This is a genomic window from Streptomyces sp. NBC_00568 (assembly GCF_026341855.1).
Lineage (GTDB): Bacteria > Actinomycetota > Actinomycetes > Streptomycetales > Streptomycetaceae > Streptomyces.
Genome location: NZ_JAPENW010000001.1, coordinates 5,964,469 through 5,982,803, shown reverse-complemented (window position 1 = coordinate 5,982,803; position 18,335 = coordinate 5,964,469). Strand labels below are relative to the sequence as shown.

Genomic DNA, 18,335 nt, shown 5'->3' with positions numbered 1-18,335 from the left:
CTATCCCCGTCGTCAGCGGGCCGCAACCTCCACCGTCAGCAAACGCCGCAGACATCCCAGGCATCTGGAACGTTCCGGACCAAGACTCCCCTGTGAGATACCCAACTCACCTGCGATCTCCCGGTAGGTGAGGTCGTCCGGGGAGAGCAGGGCGGCCATCAGGCCGGGGCAGCGGCCGGGCAGCCGGCGCACGGCGTCGTGGAGCTCGCGACGGCGCTCGGCGGTCATCGCCCGCTGTTCGGGCCCGGAGTCGCTGTCGTCCGCGGGCTCGACGGCGTACGGCTGCTCGGCGCGGGCCCTGCGGCGGCTCAGGCGCGCCTCGGAGCGCACGGCTCGGCGCACCCAGCGCTGCGGGTCGACGGGCGGGCCCGTCGCGTCGAGGCGCTCCAGGAGGCGCAGCCAGACGGCCTGTTCCAGATCGCCGCTCTCGGCGCCGGTCGCGTGGGCCTCCGCCGATGCCTCGGCGGCGAGGAGCGGCCGCAGGGTGGAAACCAGCTCGTGGGTCATGTGCGGCACGACGCGGCCGCCCCGGCAGGAGGTTGCCGGGGCGGCCGGTTGTCACCCCATCCGGGGTGACGGGGTCATCCGTTGACGGCCGGGCGCGGGTCTCGTCGCCCGGACGCGTCCCTCACGGCCCGTGCGGCCGGACCCGTCCCGGACCCGTCGCGGACTCATCCCGGGCTCATCCCTTGAGGAAGTCCGCGCGGGCCAGCAGCGCGGTGTCCGCGTTGTCGGAGAAGACGCCGTCGATGCCCGTCTCGAAGTACACCTTGAAGGCGCCGAAGGCGTCCCCGTAGGCGTCCGCGGCGGTGCCCTTGCGGAAGTTCGCGGGCAGGAAGGGGTTCTCGTTGCGCATGGTGTACGGGTGCAGGATCAGGCCCGCCCGGTGCGCGTCGGCGACGAGGGTGGTCGGCTGGGTGAGGTTACCGGCCGCGTCCTTCGGGATGATCAGGTCGAGCGTGGGGCCGATGCCCTGCGCGAACGAGGCGATCCACTCCAGGCCCTCGGGCCTGACGAGGTCGGCGACCGTGCGGGGGTCGCCCGCCTCGACGAAGTCCCAGGGGCGGGTGTTCGCGGCGGACAGCAGGACGGCGAGCGGGTTGCCGACGAGCTTGTCGAGCCGCTCGATGCTGCTCGGCTCGAAGGACTGGAGGATGACCGGCGAGTCCTTCTTGTCCTTGCCGTACTTGCGCAGCAGCCTGGCGACCCGCTCCTCCAGGCCGAGGCCGAGCTTCCGGAAGTAGGTGGGGTGCTTGGTCTCGGGGTAGATCCAGACCTGCTTGCCGCGCTTGCGGGTCTGCTCGTCCTGCCAGCGGAGCACCTCTTCGAAGGTGGGGATCTCCCAGCGGCCGTTGTAGAGGGTGTTGTGCGGGCGGTTGGCGGGGATGCGCTCGACGGCACGCAGGGTCTTCAGCTCGGCAAGAGTGAAGTCCTCGGTGAACCAGCCGGTCGTGGCGACCCCGTCGAGCGTCTTGGTGGTCTTGCGGGCGGCGAACTCGGGGTGCGCCGAGACGTCCGTCGTCCCGCCGATTTCCGGCTCGTGACGGCATACGAGGTGGCCGTCCTTGGTGGGCACCAGGTCGCCGGCCTCGACGACGTCGGCGCCCAGGTCGAGGGCCAGCTGGTACGAGCCGAAAGTGTGCTCCGGCCGGCAGCCACTGGCCCCGCGGTGGCCGATGACCGTCGGCCTGGGCAGGCTCCGGTAGCCGCCGCCCCCGTGCCGTTCGTCCGCTCTCGCCGCGCCGGGGAGGCCGAGGACGGCTCCGCCCGCCCCGAGCACCGCGGCTCCCAGCAGCGCCCGCCGCGCCGTGCCCCGCTCCTGACCGTTCGACTCCTGCGCTCCCATGAGCGCTCCTCCCGCCGTAGGTGCCCTGCCTGTCGAAGCGGGACGATCGTAGGTGCCCCGGTGTGACGGGAGGGAGGCCTGCGGCGGAACACGTGGGTGACCCTGGATGTCGTACGGGATGCGGAACCTGACGGTCCGTCGGCTTCGGTCCGGCGGTCGGGGGTACCCGTGGGGTGCGGCGAACGAGCGGCGAACCATGACGGGGTCACCCGTTCGCCGGTGCGGCGCGCGATGTCCGTCACATCGTGTCGCCCCGATTTCGGCCGCTCACGGGCGCGCCACCGCAGGTAAACGTGCATCAACAGTGCGTATCCAGTCGATGAACCCGATGTGCAATCATCCGGGAACCGCGAGTATGGTCCTCACCTGCACAGACTCCATACCGATCCCTTGACACCGGAGGGCCCGTTGTCCCGCTTCGCGCTCATCAAGGCAGTGCTCGGACCGATCATGCGCCTGATGTTCCGCCCACGGGTGGAGGGCGTGGAGCACATCCCGGGCGACGGCCCGGTGATCCTGGCCGGCAACCACCTCACCTTCATCGACTCGATGATCCTTCCGCTGGTCTGCGACCGGCAGGTGCTCTTCATCGGCAAGGACGAGTACGTCACGGGCAAGGGCCTCAAGGGCCGCCTGATGGCGTGGTTCTTCACCGGCGTCGGCATGATCCCGGTGGACCGGGACGGCGCCAACGGCGGCGTGGCGGCGCTGATGACCGGCCGCCGCGTCCTGGAGGAGGGCAAGGTCTTCGGGATCTACCCCGAGGGCACCCGCTCCCCCGACGGCCGCCTGTACCGCGGCCGCACCGGCATGGCCCGGCTCACCCTGATGACCGGCGCCCCGGTGGTCCCGTTCGCGATGATCGGCACGGACAAGCTCCAGCCGGGCGGCGCGGGGATCCCGCGGCCGGGCCGGGTCACGGTCCGCTTCGGCGCCGCCATGGAGTTCTCGCGGTACGAGGGCATGGACCGCGACCGTTACGTGCTGCGCGCCGTGACCGACTCCGTGATGACCGAGGTCATGCGGCTGTCCGGCCAGGAGTACGTCGACATGTACGCCACCAAGGCGAAGGCCGCCTAGCCCTTCACCGGGCCCCGCGACATCACACACGGGTGGGCCCCGACCGGCAGTTGCCGGTCGGGGCCCACCCGCTTTGTTCGGTTCCGGCGGGTGCCGATGGGAGCCGACCAGGACCGGGCCACGCCGGGCGCCCCGTCCTGGGGCGGGACTTCGGCCGGACCGGCCCCGGGTGGTCCGAGGGTGGCCCGAACACCCCCTACACCTCCAGCTTCTGGCCGCGCAGCAGGAACCACGCCGCCACCGCGGTGGCGAGCAGGACGGCCGCGCCCGCGCCGGACGCGAGTGCCAGACCGTCCACGAAGGACTCCCTGGCCGCGCTCAGCAGCGCCTCGGAGGTGTGCGCGGGCAGGCTCCCGGCCGCCTCCACCGCTCCGCCGAGCGAGTCGTGCGCCTCGGCCGGTGTGCCGGCGGGTCCGGCGAAGCCCGCGTAGACGCCGGTCACGATCGAGCCGAGCAGGGCGATACCGAGAGCCGCGCCGAGTTCGTACGCCGTCTCGGAGACCGCGGACGCGGCGCCCGCCTGGTCCTTGGGGACGGCGGAGAGGATGACGTCGGCGGTGACGGTGAACGAGAAGCCCGCGCCGATGCCGACGACCAGCAGCGCGGCACCGAGCAGCGGATAGCCGGTGGACCGGTCGAGCAGGGTGAGCGCGCCGAGCGCGAGACCCACCGCGGCGAGTCCGGCGGAGACGACGGTGCGCACGGAGAACCGCCGCGCGAACCTTCCCGCGACCAGACCGGCCGCCACCGCGCCCACAGCGGCGGGTATTTCGGCCAGCCCCGCCTCGAACGGCCCCCTGCCCTGCACGAGTTGCAGGTACTGGGAGAGGAAGAAGACGAGTCCGGACAGCCCGAGCACGGTGAACAGGTCGGCGAGCACAGCACCGGAGAATCCCCGGTTGCGGAAGAGTCGGACGTCCAACAGGGGTGTGGGAAGCGTCAGTTGGCGGCGCACGAACCAGTAGATCGCACCGGCGCCCAGCAGGCCCACGGCGAGTGCCTCGCCGCTCGCCCCGTGCGCGGCGGCGTCCTTGACCGCGTACACCGCGGCGATCACACCGACGAGCGAGAGCGTGACGCTGATCAGGTCCCAGGGTCCATGGTTCGGGCTCTTCGACTCGGGCAGCAGCCTGCTGCCGACGAGGACGAGCACCACCATCACCGGAAGGTTGATGAGGAAGACCGAACCCCACCAGAAGTGTTCGAGCAGGAAGCCGCCGACGACGGGACCGACCGCCGTGCCCGCGGAGGCCGTCGCACCCCAGATACCGATGGCGAGACTGCGCTCGCGCGGGTCGTGGAAGATGTTGCGGATCAGGGCGAGGGTGGCGGGCATCAGGGTCGCGCCCGCGACACCGAGCAGCGCCCGCGCCAGGATCATCATCTCGGGTGTCGTGGCATAGGCGTTGAGCACGGATATCAGGCCGAACGCCGTCGCGCCGACGAGCAGCAGCTTCTTGCGTCCGATGCGGTCGCCGAGACTGCCCATGGAGACGAGCAGACCGGCGATGACGAAGGAGTAGACGTCACCGATCCACAGGAGCTGGGTTCCGGAGGGTTGCAGGTCCTCACTGATGTACGGGGTCGCGAGGCCGAGGACGGTCGCGTCCACGGCCACCAGCAGCACGGCGAGGACGAGGACGCAGAGCGCGAGCCACCGGCCGGGGCGCTTCTGCACCTCCGTCGCGAGCGCCGGCTGCAGGGTGCTGGTCATGATTCCTCTCTCCGTAGCGCGCCGCCGAGCAGCAGCTCGACGATCATGTGGTGGAAGTCGTTGGCGGCGACCCGGCCCTCGGTCACGGCCCAGGCCGCCGAGGCCATCAGCCCGTAGAGCGCCTCGGTGAGCCAGGCCGGGCTGAGGTCGATACGGAACTCGCCGTCCTCCTGTCCGCGCCGGAACAACGCGGCCATCCGGGCGTCGAGCCGGGCCCAGCCCTCGTGCTGCCCGTCGCCCTCGAAGAGCTGGTTCTCCGTGTAGAGGAAGGCGAGCAGTCCGGCCACCTTCTCCAGCTCCCGCACCAGGCGGCGCACGGCCTCCTGGGCGGTGCCTTCGTCGAGGCGGGCCGCGTCCAGAGCGGCCTCGCACTCCTCGATGCCGAGCGACTCCAGGGCCCGTACGAGCGCGTCGCGGCCGGCGAACTGGCGGTGCAGCGTCGCCCGGCTGATCCCGGCGGCCTTGGCGACCTCGTCCATGGTCGCGGTGGATTTCCGGGTGAGCAGGGCCGCTGCGCTGCGCAGCACGTGGTCACGGTCGACAGCCATGAGACAACGGTACCCCACATGAGACGTTGATGTCTCACTAGGGGCATGTGTGTCTCATCCGTGTGGCGGGGCGGCAGGCGGCAGGAGGGGCGGTACTCGGAGTGTTCGCGCGAGCCCCGGGCGCTTCGCCCGGGGCCGGCTGCTCGGAGTGTTCGGGTGGCCCGCGGACACCTGGCCCGGGCCGCGCGGTGCTCAGTGCCAGGTCAGCCGCCTGCGCCTGCGGGGTGCCTCAGTGCCAGGGCAGCTGCCCGCGCCGCTCCCAATACGCTTCCGGCTCCTCCACGAGGGGGGTGAGCCGGGAGAGCTGGTCGTCGTCGAGGTCGACGACCGCGGCGTGCAGGTTCGAGGCGAGCTGGTTGGCGGTGGCCGCCCCCGAGAGCACGACGCCCGCCCAGGGCTGCCGCAGGATCAGCGCGAGAGCGACCGCGTCGCAGTCGAGAGAGGTCTCCGCGGCGACGGCCCGCAGCGCGTCCGGCGCGTGGGGCCGCGCGAGCCGGCCGTTGGCCATGCCCTCCTTGACGATCACCGTGAGTCCGGCGTCGTGGGCCTCGGCGAGCGCTGGGGCGGCCGAGGTCTCCAGGACGTTGTACGTGGACTGGACGGTGCGGAAGAGCGGTTCGCCGTCGACCGTCACGGCGAGCGCGGCACGGATCGCCTCCGCCTGGGCGGGCCCACTGGTGGAGAACCCGATCGACAGGCCCCCGGCGGCCGCTTCGGCGAGTGCCGCGTGCAGCTCCTTGTCGGTGAGGGCCGGGCTCTCCGGGGTCACCGAGTGGATCTGGTAGAGGTCGAGCCGGTCGCCGAGCAGCTCCGCGGTCTCGGCGCGCTGCCGCTCGTACATGGCGAGGCCGTGGTCCTTGACCTCGTGCGCCTCGGCGTCGGTGCGCCAGTCCGCCGTGTACGCGTAGCCCCACTTGCTGCCGACGACGATGTCGTCGATGTCCGGGCGGCGGCGCAGCCAGTCGGCGAGGAACTCCTCGGAGCGGCCGTAGGAGCGGGCCACGTCGAAGTAGCGCACCCCCTGGGCGTAGGCGGCTTCGAGGAGTTCGTGGGTGCGCTCGCGCAGGGCGTCGACACTGCGGTCGGCCGGGAGGTCCTCCTCGCGGCCGAGGTTGATGTAGCCGGGGCGGCCGACGGCGGCGAGCCCCAGTCCGATGTGGGCGGTGGGAGTCGTGGCTGAGGCGAGGCGTGCGAAGGGCATCGCGGCTCCGTTCGGTCGGCTCCTTTACGGCACCCGACCAACGTAACCCGCGATGCCCTCCGTCGAACGGCACCCGCACCCGTACGCGAACCGCGTCCGCTCTTCCGCGCCCGGGAGGGGCAGCCGCCCCGGCCCCGATCCGGTCCCGCGGAGCGTGCGTGCCGGGACTGGTCCGGCTTCCGCTTCCCCGCGGGCGTCCGCGCCGCGGCTACTTCTTGTGCTTCGCCACCGCCCACGCCTGCTGGGCGGCGACGTCCGTCTTGATCTCGGCGAGTTGGACGGCGACCGCGCTGGGCGCCGTACCGCCGCGGCCGTCGCGGGAGGCGAGGGCGCCGTGGACGTTGAGGACGGACCGCACCTCCGGCGTCAGATGCGCGGAGATCTTCGCGAACTGCTCGTCGGTCAGCTCGTCCAGTTCCTTGCCGTCCGCCTCGGCGACCTTCACGCACTCACCGGCGACCTCGTGCGCGACACGGAAGGGCACGCCCTGCTTGACCAGCCACTCGGCGATGTCGGTGGCGAGCGAGAAGCCGGCCGGGGCCAGCTCCTCCATGCGCTCGCGGTGGACGGTCAGCGTGGCCATCATGCCGGTGAACGCGGGGAGCAGGACCTCCAGTTGGTCGCAGGAGTCGAAGACCGGCTCCTTGTCCTCCTGGAGGTCGCGGTTGTACGCGAGGGGCAGGGCCTTGAGCGTGGCCATCAGCCCGGTCAGATTGCCGATCAGGCGGCCCGACTTGCCGCGCGCGAGTTCGGCGATGTCCGGGTTCTTCTTCTGCGGCATGATCGACGAGCCGGTGGAGAACGCGTCGTGGAGGGTGACGAAGGAGAACTCCTTCGTGTTCCAGATGATGACCTCTTCGGCGATCCGGGAGAGGTTCACACCGATCATCGCGGTGATGAAGGCGAACTCCGCCACGAAGTCGCGGGAGGCCGTGCCGTCGATGGAGTTGGCGGCGCTGCCGTGCTCGAAGCCGAGGTCCTTCGCGACCGCCTCCGGGTCCAGGCCGAGGGAGGAGCCCGCCAGGGCGCCGGAACCGTACGGCGAGACGGCCGTCCGCTCGTCCCACTGGCGCAGCCGCTCCGCGTCCCGGGACAGGGACTGGACATGGGCGAGGACGTGGTGGGCGAACAGCACCGGCTGGGCGTGCTGGAGGTGGGTGCGGCCGGGCATCGCCACGTCCGGGTGGGCCTCCGCGAGCCCGATCAGCGACTCCTGGAGGTCGGCGATCAGGCCGCCGATGATCCGGGCGTGGTCGCGCAGGTACATCCGGAAGAGCGTGGCCACCTGGTCGTTGCGGGAGCGGCCGGCGCGCAGCTTGCCGCCGAGGTCGGGGCCGAGGCGTTCGAGGAGGCCGCGCTCGAGAGCCGTGTGCACGTCCTCGTCGGCGATCGTGCCGACGAAGGAGCCGTCGGCGACATCGGACTCCAGCCGGTCGAGGCCCTCGATCATCCGGGTGAGCTCGTCCTCGGTGAGCAGCCCCGCCCCGTGCAGCACGCGCGCGTGGGCGCGCGAACCGGCGATGTCGTACGGCGCGAGGCGCCAGTCGAAGTGGACCGACGCGGACAGCTTGGCCAGGGCCTCGGCGGGACCGTCGGCGAACCGTCCGCCCCAGAGCCGGACGTCACCGCTGTTGCTGCTCACTTGCGTTACTCCTCGAAAGGTGTGGATGTGCCGCCGCCTCCCCACGCGTGCGTGAGGAGGCGGCTGCCAGGCTAGGGCGTGTCCGCAAAGTCGCGTCGTCCGCCCGAAGGGCGGGCCCGGCGGCGTCTGGTGCGTGCTCTCGGCGTGCCGGGCGCAGACCCTCGTACTGGACGTACTTGGGTCTTCGCCCGGTGCGGCGAGAGTGCGTGCCAGGCGTCGCCGGGCAGACGAGACTTTACGGACACGCCCTCGTGCTCGGGAGGCTTCGGGGCGGACACGACGCGGTCCGCGCCGAGTCCCGTGCGGCTCAGGCCAGATCCCGCTTGGCGGCGATCTTCGACGACAGGCTGTAGATGTCGATGAAGCCCTTGGCCGCGGCCTGGTCGAAGGTGTCGCCCGTGTCGTACGTCGCGAGGTCGAAGTCGTAGAGCGAGGTGTCGGAGCGCCGGCCGGTGACTACCGCGCGGCCGCCGTGCAGGGTCATCCGGATGTCGCCGTTGACGTGCTGGCTGGCCTCGTCGATGAAACCGTCCAGGGCGCGCTTCAGCGGAGAGAACCACTGGCCGTCGTAGACCAGTTCGCCCCAGCGCTGCTCGACCTGCCGCTTGTAGCGGGCGAGTTCACGCTCGACGGTGACGTTCTCCAGCTCCTGGTGCGCGGTGATCAGCGCGATCGCGCCCGGAGCCTCGTACACCTCACGGGACTTGATGCCCACGAGCCGGTCCTCGACCATGTCGATCCGGCCGATGCCCTGGGCGCCGGCGCGCTCGTTGAGCTGCTGGATGGCCTGGAGCACGCTGACGGGCTTGCCGTCGATGGCGACCGGGACGCCCTGCTTGAAGGTGATGACGACCTCGTCGGCCTCGCGGTGCTCGGCCGGGTTCGAGGTGTACTCGTAGATGTCCTCGATCGGGGCGTTCCAGATGTCCTCCAGGAAGCCCGTCTCGACCGCGCGTCCGAAGACGTTCTGGTCGATGGAGTAGGGGGACTTCTTGGTGGTGGCGATCGGGAGCTGCTTCTCCTCGCAGAACGCGATCGCCTTGTCCCGGGTCATCGCGTAGTCACGGACCGGCGCGATGCACTTGAGGTCGGGGGCGAGGGCGACGATGCCGGCCTCGAACCGCACCTGGTCGTTGCCCTTGCCCGTGCAGCCGTGGGCGACCGTGGTGGCGCCGTGCTTCTGGGCGGCGGCGACGAGGTGCTTGACGATCGTCGGCCGGGAGAGGGCGGAGACCAGCGGGTAGCGGTCCATGTAGAGGGCGTTGGCCTTGATCGCCGGAAGGCAGTACTCGTCGGCGAACTCGTCCTTGGCATCCGCGACCTCGGCCTCGACGGCACCGCAGGCGATGGCGCGCTTGCGGATGACATCCAGGTCCTCGCCGCCCTGGCCGACGTCGACCGCTACGGCGATGACCTCGGCGCCCGTCTCCTCGGCGATCCAACCGATGGCGACGGAGGTGTCCAGACCGCCTGAATAGGCGAGTACGACGCGCTCGGTCACGGGATTCTCCTCACAGTGCATTCGCTGACATGCATGAGTATGCAGGAGTCTGCATGGTTCGTCAATCTCGGCCCGCCCGGCGACGGAACCGACGGAATCTTCGGGGCGCTTGAACGCGGGAAACCGCTTTCGCGTATCTCCCGCTGAACGCAGGCGCCGCGTTCGCGTACGGCAGCACCACGGACAACCACCGCCCGGACGACCCCCAGGCGGCCCCCGACCCCCGACCCGAATGAGGCTTCCGCATGTCCAGGGCTCTTCCGAAGTACAACAAGCGGCGCGTCGTGATGATCGGCGGAGCGTCCGCCGTCGTGCTGTCCGCCGCGGTGATCGCCGGCAGCGCCCTGGCGGGCGAGACCCCCGGGAAGGGCGCCACGAACGCCACGACGAAGGCCGCCGCAGCGGGCACGGTGAACTGCCCGGCCGTCGCGCCGAGCCTGCCCGCGGTGCCCGCGTCCGCGAAGGCCGAGGTCGACCGCAACCTCGCCCTGCTGAACACCCAGATCGCCGAGGCGAACAAGCGACTGGTGGACACCGCCGGGCAGGGCGGCCCGAACTTCGTCCAGAACGCGATCCTCGGCCCCCTCAAGGACAAGCGCGTCGCCACCGTCAACCGCATCGCGACGGCCATCGGACGCACGGCCGCCAAGCCGCAGGGCCTCGACGCGCTGGCGCCGTGCACGCTCGACGGAGCGGGGGGAGCGGCCACCGGCAGCGCCGCGCCCAGCGCGCCGGCCACCGCACAGGCGGGCGGGGCAGCCGGTGACACGGGTGCGGCCACCGCCGCGGGCGCCATCACCTGCCCGGACGTCGCGTCGCAGCTGCCCGCCGTCCCGGCCTCCGCGAAGGCCGAGGTCGACCGCAACCTCGCCCTGCTGAACACCCAGATCGCCGAGGCCAACACCCGCCTGGCCGACACCGCCGGGCAGGGCGGCCCCAACTTCGTCCAGAACGCGATCCTCGGCCCCCTCAAGGACAAGCGGACCTCCACGATCGACCGCATCGCGATCTCCATCGGCCGCACCGCCGCCAAGCCGACAGGGCTTGACTCCCTCGCCGCCTGCACGGTCACCCAGTGATGTGACAGGCGATGTGACCGCCCCGCCAGCGCCGGCCGGGGCGGCCACGGGGTTCCGGCGATGCCCCTGAACGGCGTCGCCGGAACCGGCAATTCGTTAGACGGGCGAAAGGCTTTCCCGGATAATCGTTAGACATGGGAAAGACCTATGAGCGCATAGACGGCCGCCTCCGCACCTTCATCGAGGCGCAGCCCCTCTTCTTCACCGCGACCGCGCCGCTGTCCGGGGACGGCACGGTCAACCTCTCCCCCAAAGGGCTCACCGGCTCCTTCGCCGTGCTCGACGAGCAGACCGTGGCCTATCTGGACTTCGCCGGGAGCAACGCCGAGACGATCGCGCATCTGCGCGAGAACGGCCGGATCACCCTGATGTGGTGCGCCTTCCAGGGCCCGCCCAACATCGTCCGGGTGCACGGCCACGGCGAGCCGGTCTTCCGCGACGACCCGCGCTTCAAGGAACTCCTCGGCCACTTCGCCGCCGTCGACCCGACCCCGCACGGACTGCGCGCGATCATCGTCGTGACCGCCGAGCTGGTCCGCGACACCTGCGGCTACGCCGTGCCCTTCATGTCCTACGACGAGGACCGCGATCTGCACGCCAGGCGCTTCGCGCGCGAGGACGACGTCTCGCTGAACGATTACTTCACCAAGAAGGACCACATCGCGACGAGCCTGGACGGACTGCCCGGGCTGCCGCTCCCGTTGCCCCCCAGTACCGTCTGAGCCATGCGCCTCGGAGCCGCCGCCCTCGCGTCCGCGTCCCTGCTCACCCTGGCCCCGGGCGGGCCGCCACCCCTGCGCGAACTGCCCGCGCGGATGACCGACACCGGCGGCGGAACCCAGCTGATCACCGCTCAGGCACCGCGCGGGAAGGCGACGTCGGGGACGCTCACGTGGTGGGACCGGCGCGGTGGGCGCTGGGTGCGGGCCGGGTCCGCCCGCGCGCGGTTCGGGGCGGGCGGACTGGTCGAGGGCCGGTCGCGGCGCCAGGGCACGAACACCACACCCACGGGGTTGTACGAGCTGCCGTACGCCTTCGGGATCGAAGCGGAGCCGGAGGGGACCTCGATGCCGTACCGCCCGGTGCGTGAGGGCTCCTGGTGGTGCCAGGACAACGCGTCCCGCTCGTACAACAGGTGGACCGAGCCGCGCCCCGCGGACTGCCGGGCCGGCGAGTCCGAGCATCTGATCACCTACCGGAAGCAGTACGCGCACGCCGTCGTCATCGGCTTCAACTACGAGCGGCCGGTACGCGGCCGCGGCGCGGGGATCTTCCTGCACGTCGACGGGAGCGGGGCCACGGCCGGTTGTGTGTCCGTTCCGGCGGGCGCGATGCGGCGGATCCTCGCGTGGGCCGACCCCGCGCGCGAGCCGCACATCGCCATCGGCACGGCGAGCGGGGCGACGGCGCTCACCCGGTACTGACGGCGCCCACCCGGTACTGACAGAACGCCGGACCGCGCCTCGGGCCGCGGCCCGAGGGGCGGACCAGCCCTCTCGGGCGCACGGGCCCGGCGTACCGCGCCTCGGGAAGCCGCCGAACCGCCCCTCTACCTACCCCTGCCCCTGCCCCTGCCCCTGCGGCTGCGGCTGCGGCTGCGGCTGCGGGGTCCAAGGGCCCGCGTCCCGGGCCGCGCGGAACCGGCAGGCCGACCGCGGTTCAGGCCGCGGGGAGTCGTACCGTGAACGTCGTCGCTCCAGGGCGGCTCTCCAGGCCGACCGTGCCGCCGTGTGCCTCGACCACGGCCGCCACGATCGACAGACCGAGCCCCGCTCCGGTGCCGGTGCCGTCCGCGCGGCGGCGGTCCGCCCGGGTGAAGCGTTCGAAGACGCCGGGGCAGACGTCCTCGGGAACCCCGGGTCCGTCGTCGTGGACCCTCAGTACGGCCTCCGTGCCGGCACCCTCCAAGGACACCGTCACCCGGGTGCCTACAGGTGTATGCACACGGGCGTTGGCCAACAGGTTGGCCAACACCTGTTGGAGCCGATGGGCGTCGCCGGTCACGGTCACCGGCTCCTCCGCCAGCTCCAGCACCCAGCGATGACCGGGACCCGTGGCGCGGGCATCGGTGACCGCGTCGAGAACGAGGTGGGTGAGGTCGACGGGAAGCCGTTCCAGGGGGCGGCCGGCGTCGAGGCGGGCGAGCAGAAGCAGGTCGTCGACCATCTCCCCCATGCGCGCCGACTCGGCGGCGATCCGCTCGAGGGCGCGGGTCACCTTCGGGGGCACCGGGCCGGGGTGCAGCAGCGCGAGTTCGGCGTGGCCGCGGACCGAGGCGACCGGGGTGCGCAGTTCGTGGCTGGCGTCGGCGGCGAAGGTGCGCAGCCGTTCCTCGCTCGCGTGCCGCTTGGTGAGCGCGTCCTCGACATGGCCGAGCATGCGGTTGAAGGCACTGGCGACGCGGCCCACCTCGCTGCGTGGGTCGGACTCGGGCGCACGTGGGGGCAGCGCGACCTCACCGCTGGCGAGCGGGAGTTCACTGACCCGGGTGGCGGTCGCGGCGACCCGGTTCAGCGGGCGGAGCGACCAGCGCACCCACAGGGCCCCGGCGACTCCGGCGACGACGAGGGCCACGCCGAGGACCAGGGAGGCGACGAGTTCCAGGCGGTGGACGGCCGCTTCGACCGGCTCCGTGGGCAACCCGGTGATCAGCACGTCGCCGTCCTGGCCGTTCGTCGCCAGCACGCGGTAGTCCCCCAGCCCCGAAAGACAGACGGTGTGGGCACGGCCGTCCACCGGTACCGCGGCCAGCACCGCTTCGTCGCGGGCGGTCGGATCCACGTTCCGGACGGCCGCGGTGGTGCCGGACGGCACGACCGCGGCGTTGGTGACGTCGTCGCCCACCAGGCGCGCTCCGAAGGTGCCGGCGCTCTGCCGGCGGGTGTCGCCGTGTTCGTCGCCGTCGTGGTCGGACGGCTTCGCCGCGTTGTGCTCCAGGCTCGCCGGGAAACGCACGCCGGCTTCCTGCAGCTGCTGGTCGAGGCGGCCGGTGAGGAAGCCGTTCAGTTCGTACACCGCCGCCACGCCGACGGCGGCGCAGCTGACGGCGAGCAGCACCACGAGCCCGGCGGTGAGGCGGGCGCGCATCGTGCGCGGCCGCGGCAGGGCGCGCAGGGCCGCCGTCAGCCGGAGCCGCCATCGCCCGGCCCGGGCCCGCATACTCGCTCTCACCGGCCCGCCGCGGGTTTGATGACGTACCCGGCGCCCCGGACCGTGTGGATCATGGGCTCGCGGCCCGCGTCGACCTTCTTGCGCAGGTAGGAGATGTAGAGCTCGACGACATGGGCCTGTCCCCCGAAGTCGTAGGACCAGACGCGGTCGAGGATCTGCGCCTTGCTGAGTACGCGGCGCGGGTTGCGCATCAGGAAGCGCAGCAGCTCGAACTCGGTCGGCGACAGCTCGATCAGGTCGCCGCTCCGGATGACCTCGCGCGCCTCCTCGTCCATCGCCAGGTCCCCCACGACGAGCCGTGGACCCTCGTCGATCCGGCGGGCCATGCCCGCGCGGCGCAGCAGTCCGCGCAGCCGGGCGACGACCTCCTCCAGACTGAACGGCTTGGTGACGTAGTCGTCGCCGCCCGCCGTGATGCCGGCGATGCGGTCCTCCACGGCGTCCCGGGCGGTGAGGAAGAGGACGCAGACGCCCGGCAGCACGGTGTGCAGGTCGCGCAGCACGGTGAAGCCGTCGGTGTCCGGGAGCATCACGTCGAGGACGACGGCGTCGGGCAGCAGTTCGCGTGCCTCGGCGGCCGCCGAGGCACCGTCGCCCGCGGTGCGGACCTCCCAGCCCTCGTAGCGCAGGGCGCCGGAGAGAACCTCGGCCAGGTCCGGATCGTCGTCGACGACGAGAACGCGTACGGGCGTGCCGTCGGGCCGCGTCAACGAGGGCGGCCTGACGGCGCCCCGGGAACGGACAGCACCGGTACCCGGGACGCGGTCGGCACCGGACTCCGGGGCATGACCAGCACCTGTGTCCCCGACTCGGGCGGCACCGGATTCCGGAGCGCGATCAGCGCCACCGCCCGGGACGCCGTCGGCACCGGACTCCGGAACACGGTCGGTACCGGTGTACTGGACGCGGGAAGCACCGGACTCCGGGGCTCGGGGAGCGTCGGTGCCCGGGGCGCGGGGAGTCTCGGGGTCTGGGGTGGGAGTGTTCATGTCGCCTTCCAGCATCGCTCCTCCCGATGGCCGCGCCCTGCCGCGTGGCCTCTGAGTTTCCTCTGAGTCACCTCGCGCTCGAGTCCGCCGTTTCCCCGGTTCTCCGCCTCCCCCGCTCTCAGTTTGCTGTGAGTCCGCGCAGAACCCGCCCGTTCAGAGCCTCCTCAGAAGTTCCGGACGCACAGTTTCCTCCCGGACCGCCGGACGAAGGACGGAAACATGACCACGGTGTACGAGCGGGTGGCGGACCCGCGCCCGACACGAGGACGCGGGCGACCGCGGCTCTCGCCCGCGGGGCCCCTGCTGGCCCTGTTGTGGGCGGGAGCGGCCGGGGTCCTCGCCCTCTGGTGGACCGACACCGGGTCGGTGGTGGGCACGGCCGGATGGCTGACGGACGCGGGGCGGATCGCCGGGCTGCTGTGCGGCTACGGCTGCGCCGTCCTGGTGGCGCTGATGGCCAGGGTGCCGCTCCTGGAGCGGCGCGTCGGCTCCGACCGGGTGGCCCGCTGGCACGCCATGGCCGGCCGCTACACGATCTGCCTGCTGGTCGCGCACGTCGCGCTGATCCTCTTCGGATACGCCGCCCAGGACGGGTCGGGCATCGTGCACGAGACGCTGAGCGTGGTGTTCGACTATCCGGACATGCTCAAGGCGACAATCGGCACGGTGATCCTGTTCGCCGTCGGGATCACCTCGGCGCGCCTGGCCCGCCGCCGGATCAGCCACGAGTTCTGGTACTACGTGCACCTGCTGACGTACGCGGCGGTCTTCCTGGCCTTCTTCCACCAGCTCGCGCTCGGCTCCGACTTCGTCGGCGACCAGGCCGCGCGGGCCGCCTGGTACGCGCTCTACCTCGGTACGGCCGCGCTCGTCGTATGGTTCCGGCTGCTCGCCCCGGTACGGCTCAACCTGCGCCACCGGCTGCGCGTGGAGGCCGTGCACCGGGAGTCCCCCGGAGTCTTCTCCGTCGTGGTCCGGGGTGAGCGACTGGACGAACTGGGCGCCCGGCCGGGCCAGTTCTTCCGCTGGAGGTTCCTCTCGGACGGGATGCGGTGGACCTCGACGCCGTACTCGCTGTCGGCGCCGCCCCGGCCGGACCGGATGCGGATCACGGTGAAGGCGCTCGGCGACCACAGCGCGGCCGTGGGACTGCTGCGGCCCGGCACCCGGGTGTGGGCCGAGGGCCCGTACGGCTCGCTGACCGCCGACCGGAGCACGTCGTCGAAGGCCCTGCTGATCGCGGGCGGCGTGGGCATCACGCCGCTACGCGCCCTGTTCGAGACGCTGCCGGGCCGGGTCACGCTGCTCTACCGGGCGCGCACGGCCGAGGACCTGGCGCTGGGCGGCGAGCTGGAGGCCATCGCGCGGTGGCGCGGGGCCCGCGTCCTGTACGCGGTGAACGCCGCCGACGGCACGCGCCCGCGGCTCACCGCCGAGTCGCTCCGCGAGAGCGTGCCGGACATCGCCGAGCACGACGTCTATCTCTGCGGACCTCCCGCGATGGCGCGGGACCTCTACGGGGTGCTGCGCGCAGCGGGTGTCCCCGACCGCCGTATCCACCACGAGTCGTTCGAGCTGTGAGGCCGCCGTGCACGGGCTGAAGAAGAACCGTCCGCTGCGCCGGGTGACGCTGGCGGCCGCCACCACGGTCACCGGTGTCGTCCTGCTGCTCTCGCTGAAGCCGCACACGCCACCGGCCCCGGCCGAGGCGTCCTCGTCCGTGGGTCATTCCTCGTCCTCCTCCCCGGGAGGCTCGTCCGGGGCCTCCTCGGGAAGTTCCTCGGGTGGCTCCTCCGGATCGTCCGGGAGCACGAAGAGCACGGGGACCAGGACCGTCACCGGCGACACGGTGCAGACCCGTTGGGGCCCGGTCCAGGTGCGGATCACGCTGAAGAACGGCAGGATCACCGAGGTGACGGCGGTCGCCTACCCCTCGGAGAATCCCAGGGACCAGGAGATCAACAGCTACGCGATTCCCCAGCTCAGGCGTGAGGCGCTGGCAGCGCAGAGCGCGGGGATCGACTCGGTCTCGGGGGCCACGTACACCAGCGACGGATACAAGCAGTCCCTCCAGTCGGCACTCGACTCCGCCGGCCTCTGAACGCACGGGCGTCGTGGACCGTATCTCTGGGCCAGGGGGCCACTCCCCTCGCCCCGTCTCCAGGACGAACACGGAGGAACCGTGTCCACGATCGCCGGTGGTCGCGCCGCGCGGCGCCAGACCATGCGCCGAATCCGCCCTCGCCGCTCGCCCGCCGTCCCGCTGCTGATCGCCGTCTGGGCGGGCGCGGCGGGAGTCATCTGGCTGTGGTGGAACAACACCCCGTCCATCGCGGACAACAACGGCAGGATCCTCAACGCGGGCCGCATCACCGGGCTGCTCGCCGGATATCTGATGGCACTCGTGGTGCTGCAGATGGCCCGCGTGCCCGCCCTGGAACGCAGGGTGGGATCCGACCGGGTGGCGCGCTGGCACGCGATGACCGGCCGCTACACGATCTGCCTGGTCCTCGCCCACCTCTTCCTGACGATGTGGGGCTATGCCCTGCAGTCCGGCAAGGGCCTCGGCGGAATCGTTCAGCAGACCGTCGACTCGGTCAACCAGCTGCCCGACATGGGCAAGGCCGCGATCGGCACGGGCCTGCTCGTGCTCATCGGGTTCATCTCCATGGGCTGGCTGCGCCGGCTGATCCCGTACGACACCTGGTACCACGTCCACCTGCTGACGTACGCCGCGGTGTTCCTGACGTTCTGGCACCAGCTGTCCACCGGCAACGACTTCGCGGTGGAACCCGTCGCCAAGACCGTCTGGTACGGGCTGTACGGGTCGGTGACGGCCCTGGTCCTCTGGTACCGAATCCTTTCTCCTGTCCGGCTGAACCTGAAGCACCGGATGCGGGTCGAGGCGGTCATCGAGGAGACGCCCGGCATCGTGTCGGTACTGATCAGCGGGCGCAAGCTGCACCGGATGGGCGCGGAGGCAGGGCAGTTCTTCCGCTGGCGCTTCCTGGCGCCCGGGATGCGTTTCAGCTCCCACCCGTACTCGCTCTCGGCGGCACCCCGCCCCAACATGCTCCGCATCACCGTGAAGGCGATCGGCGACCACAGCGCCGCCCTGCGCGATCTGGAGCCGGGCACCCGGGTGTGGGCCGAGGGCCCGTACGGAGCCCTGACGGCCGGCAAGCGCAGTCGCGGCAAGGTGCTCCTGGTGGCGGGCGGTGTCGGCATCACCCCGATGCGGGCCCTGTTCGAGACCCTCCCCGGCGCGTCCGGCGACCTCACGCTGCTCTACCGCGCCAACACCACCCAGGACCTGGCCCTGTGGGACGAGCTCGCCGCCATCTCCCAGGAGCGCGGGGCGCGTCTGATGTACGCGGTGAACAGCCCCGACGGGGAGCGCCCGGACATCTCGGCGGAGTCCCTGCGCCGCAAGCTGCCCGACATCGACAGCCACGACGTCTTCATGTGCGGGCCGCCCGGCTTCGCGCAGCAGGTGTACGACGCACTGCGCGGCGCGGGGGTTCCCGCCCGCCGCATCCATCACGAGTCGTTCGAGATGTGAGC

16 protein-coding genes are annotated in these 18,335 nt (G+C 71.8%); 7 read left to right on the top strand and 9 right to left on the bottom strand.

Annotated features, from left to right (window positions below):
* Window positions 1–12 precede the first annotated feature (12 nt).
* Window positions 13–507, bottom strand: a complete 495-nt coding sequence (locus tag OOK38_RS26000) for a sigma-70 family RNA polymerase sigma factor (RefSeq protein WP_266756630.1) — start codon at window positions 505–507, stop codon at window positions 13–15.
* 175 nt (window positions 508–682) lie between these two features.
* Window positions 683–1,846, bottom strand: coding sequence for a glycerophosphodiester phosphodiesterase (locus OOK38_RS25995; protein WP_266756632.1), 1,164 nt, complete (start codon window positions 1,844–1,846; stop codon window positions 683–685).
* 408 nt (window positions 1,847–2,254) lie between these two features.
* On the opposite strand from OOK38_RS25995, the gene OOK38_RS25990 reads away from it, so the two are divergent.
* Complete coding sequence (locus OOK38_RS25990) at window positions 2,255–2,926, top strand: 1-acyl-sn-glycerol-3-phosphate acyltransferase (RefSeq protein ID WP_266756634.1); 672 nt, start codon at window positions 2,255–2,257, stop codon at window positions 2,924–2,926.
* Between the two features lie 196 nt (window positions 2,927–3,122).
* Here the strand turns inward: OOK38_RS25990 and OOK38_RS25985 are convergent, their stop codons facing one another.
* From OOK38_RS25985 to OOK38_RS25965, 5 genes are all read right to left on the bottom strand, one after another.
* Window positions 3,123–4,640, bottom strand: coding sequence for an MFS transporter (locus OOK38_RS25985; protein WP_266756636.1), 1,518 nt, complete (start codon window positions 4,638–4,640; stop codon window positions 3,123–3,125).
* Window positions 4,637–5,188 carry a TetR/AcrR family transcriptional regulator gene (locus tag OOK38_RS25980; protein WP_266756638.1) on the bottom strand — a complete coding sequence of 184 codons (552 nt, stop codon included), beginning with the start codon at window positions 5,186–5,188 and terminating at the stop codon, window positions 4,637–4,639. The genes OOK38_RS25985 and OOK38_RS25980 overlap by 4 nt, the downstream gene beginning before the upstream one ends.
* Before the next feature lie 229 nt (window positions 5,189–5,417).
* A complete protein-coding gene (locus OOK38_RS25975; protein WP_266756640.1) occupies window positions 5,418–6,389 on the bottom strand; it encodes an aldo/keto reductase in 972 nt (323 codons plus the stop codon).
* Between the two features lie 208 nt (window positions 6,390–6,597).
* On the bottom strand, window positions 6,598–8,031 hold the full coding sequence (gene argH, locus OOK38_RS25970) for an argininosuccinate lyase (protein ID WP_266756642.1): 1,434 nt from the start codon (window positions 8,029–8,031) through the stop codon (window positions 6,598–6,600).
* A 307-nt stretch (window positions 8,032–8,338) separates the two neighbouring features.
* Window positions 8,339–9,532 (bottom strand): argininosuccinate synthase, encoded by a 1,194-nt coding sequence (locus tag OOK38_RS25965; RefSeq protein WP_266756644.1) that lies wholly within the window; start codon window positions 9,530–9,532, stop codon window positions 8,339–8,341.
* 245 nt (window positions 9,533–9,777) lie between these two features.
* On the opposite strand from OOK38_RS25965, the gene OOK38_RS25960 reads away from it, so the two are divergent.
* From OOK38_RS25960 to OOK38_RS25950, 3 genes are all read left to right on the top strand, one after another.
* The gene (locus OOK38_RS25960) at window positions 9,778–10,611 is read left to right on the top strand and encodes a hypothetical protein (protein WP_266756645.1); all 834 of its coding nucleotides are present in this window, start codon (window positions 9,778–9,780) and stop codon (window positions 10,609–10,611) included.
* Window positions 10,612–10,745: 134 nt separating this feature from the next.
* A complete protein-coding gene (locus OOK38_RS25955) occupies window positions 10,746–11,333 on the top strand; it encodes a pyridoxamine 5'-phosphate oxidase family protein (RefSeq protein WP_266756647.1) in 588 nt (195 codons plus the stop codon).
* 3 nt (window positions 11,334–11,336) lie between these two features.
* Window positions 11,337–12,035: a L,D-transpeptidase gene (locus OOK38_RS25950; protein WP_266756649.1), complete on the top strand. Its 699-nt coding sequence runs from the start codon at window positions 11,337–11,339 to the stop codon at window positions 12,033–12,035.
* A 235-nt stretch (window positions 12,036–12,270) separates the two neighbouring features.
* Here OOK38_RS25950 and OOK38_RS25945 read toward each other — a convergent pair whose 3' ends face one another.
* On the bottom strand, window positions 12,271–13,770 hold the full coding sequence (locus OOK38_RS25945; RefSeq protein WP_266765594.1) for a cell wall metabolism sensor histidine kinase WalK: 1,500 nt from the start codon (window positions 13,768–13,770) through the stop codon (window positions 12,271–12,273).
* Window positions 13,771–13,778: 8 nt separating this feature from the next.
* On the bottom strand, window positions 13,779–14,492 hold the full coding sequence (locus tag OOK38_RS25940) for a response regulator transcription factor (RefSeq protein WP_266756651.1): 714 nt from the start codon (window positions 14,490–14,492) through the stop codon (window positions 13,779–13,781).
* Between the two features lie 498 nt (window positions 14,493–14,990).
* Here OOK38_RS25940 and OOK38_RS25935 point away from each other — a divergent pair, with 498 nt between their 5' ends.
* The 3 genes from OOK38_RS25935 (at window position 14,991) to OOK38_RS25925 (ending at window position 18,333) form a co-directional block, all read left to right on the top strand.
* Complete coding sequence (locus tag OOK38_RS25935) at window positions 14,991–16,352, top strand: ferric reductase-like transmembrane domain-containing protein (RefSeq protein WP_266756653.1); 1,362 nt, start codon at window positions 14,991–14,993, stop codon at window positions 16,350–16,352.
* A 7-nt stretch (window positions 16,353–16,359) separates the two neighbouring features.
* On the top strand, window positions 16,360–16,872 hold the full coding sequence (locus OOK38_RS25930) for an FMN-binding protein (RefSeq protein WP_266756655.1): 513 nt from the start codon (window positions 16,360–16,362) through the stop codon (window positions 16,870–16,872).
* A gap of 123 nt (window positions 16,873–16,995) precedes the next feature.
* Window positions 16,996–18,333 (top strand): ferredoxin reductase family protein, encoded by a 1,338-nt coding sequence (locus tag OOK38_RS25925; RefSeq protein WP_266765595.1) that lies wholly within the window; start codon window positions 16,996–16,998, stop codon window positions 18,331–18,333.
* The last annotated feature ends 2 nt before the right edge of the window (window positions 18,334–18,335 follow it).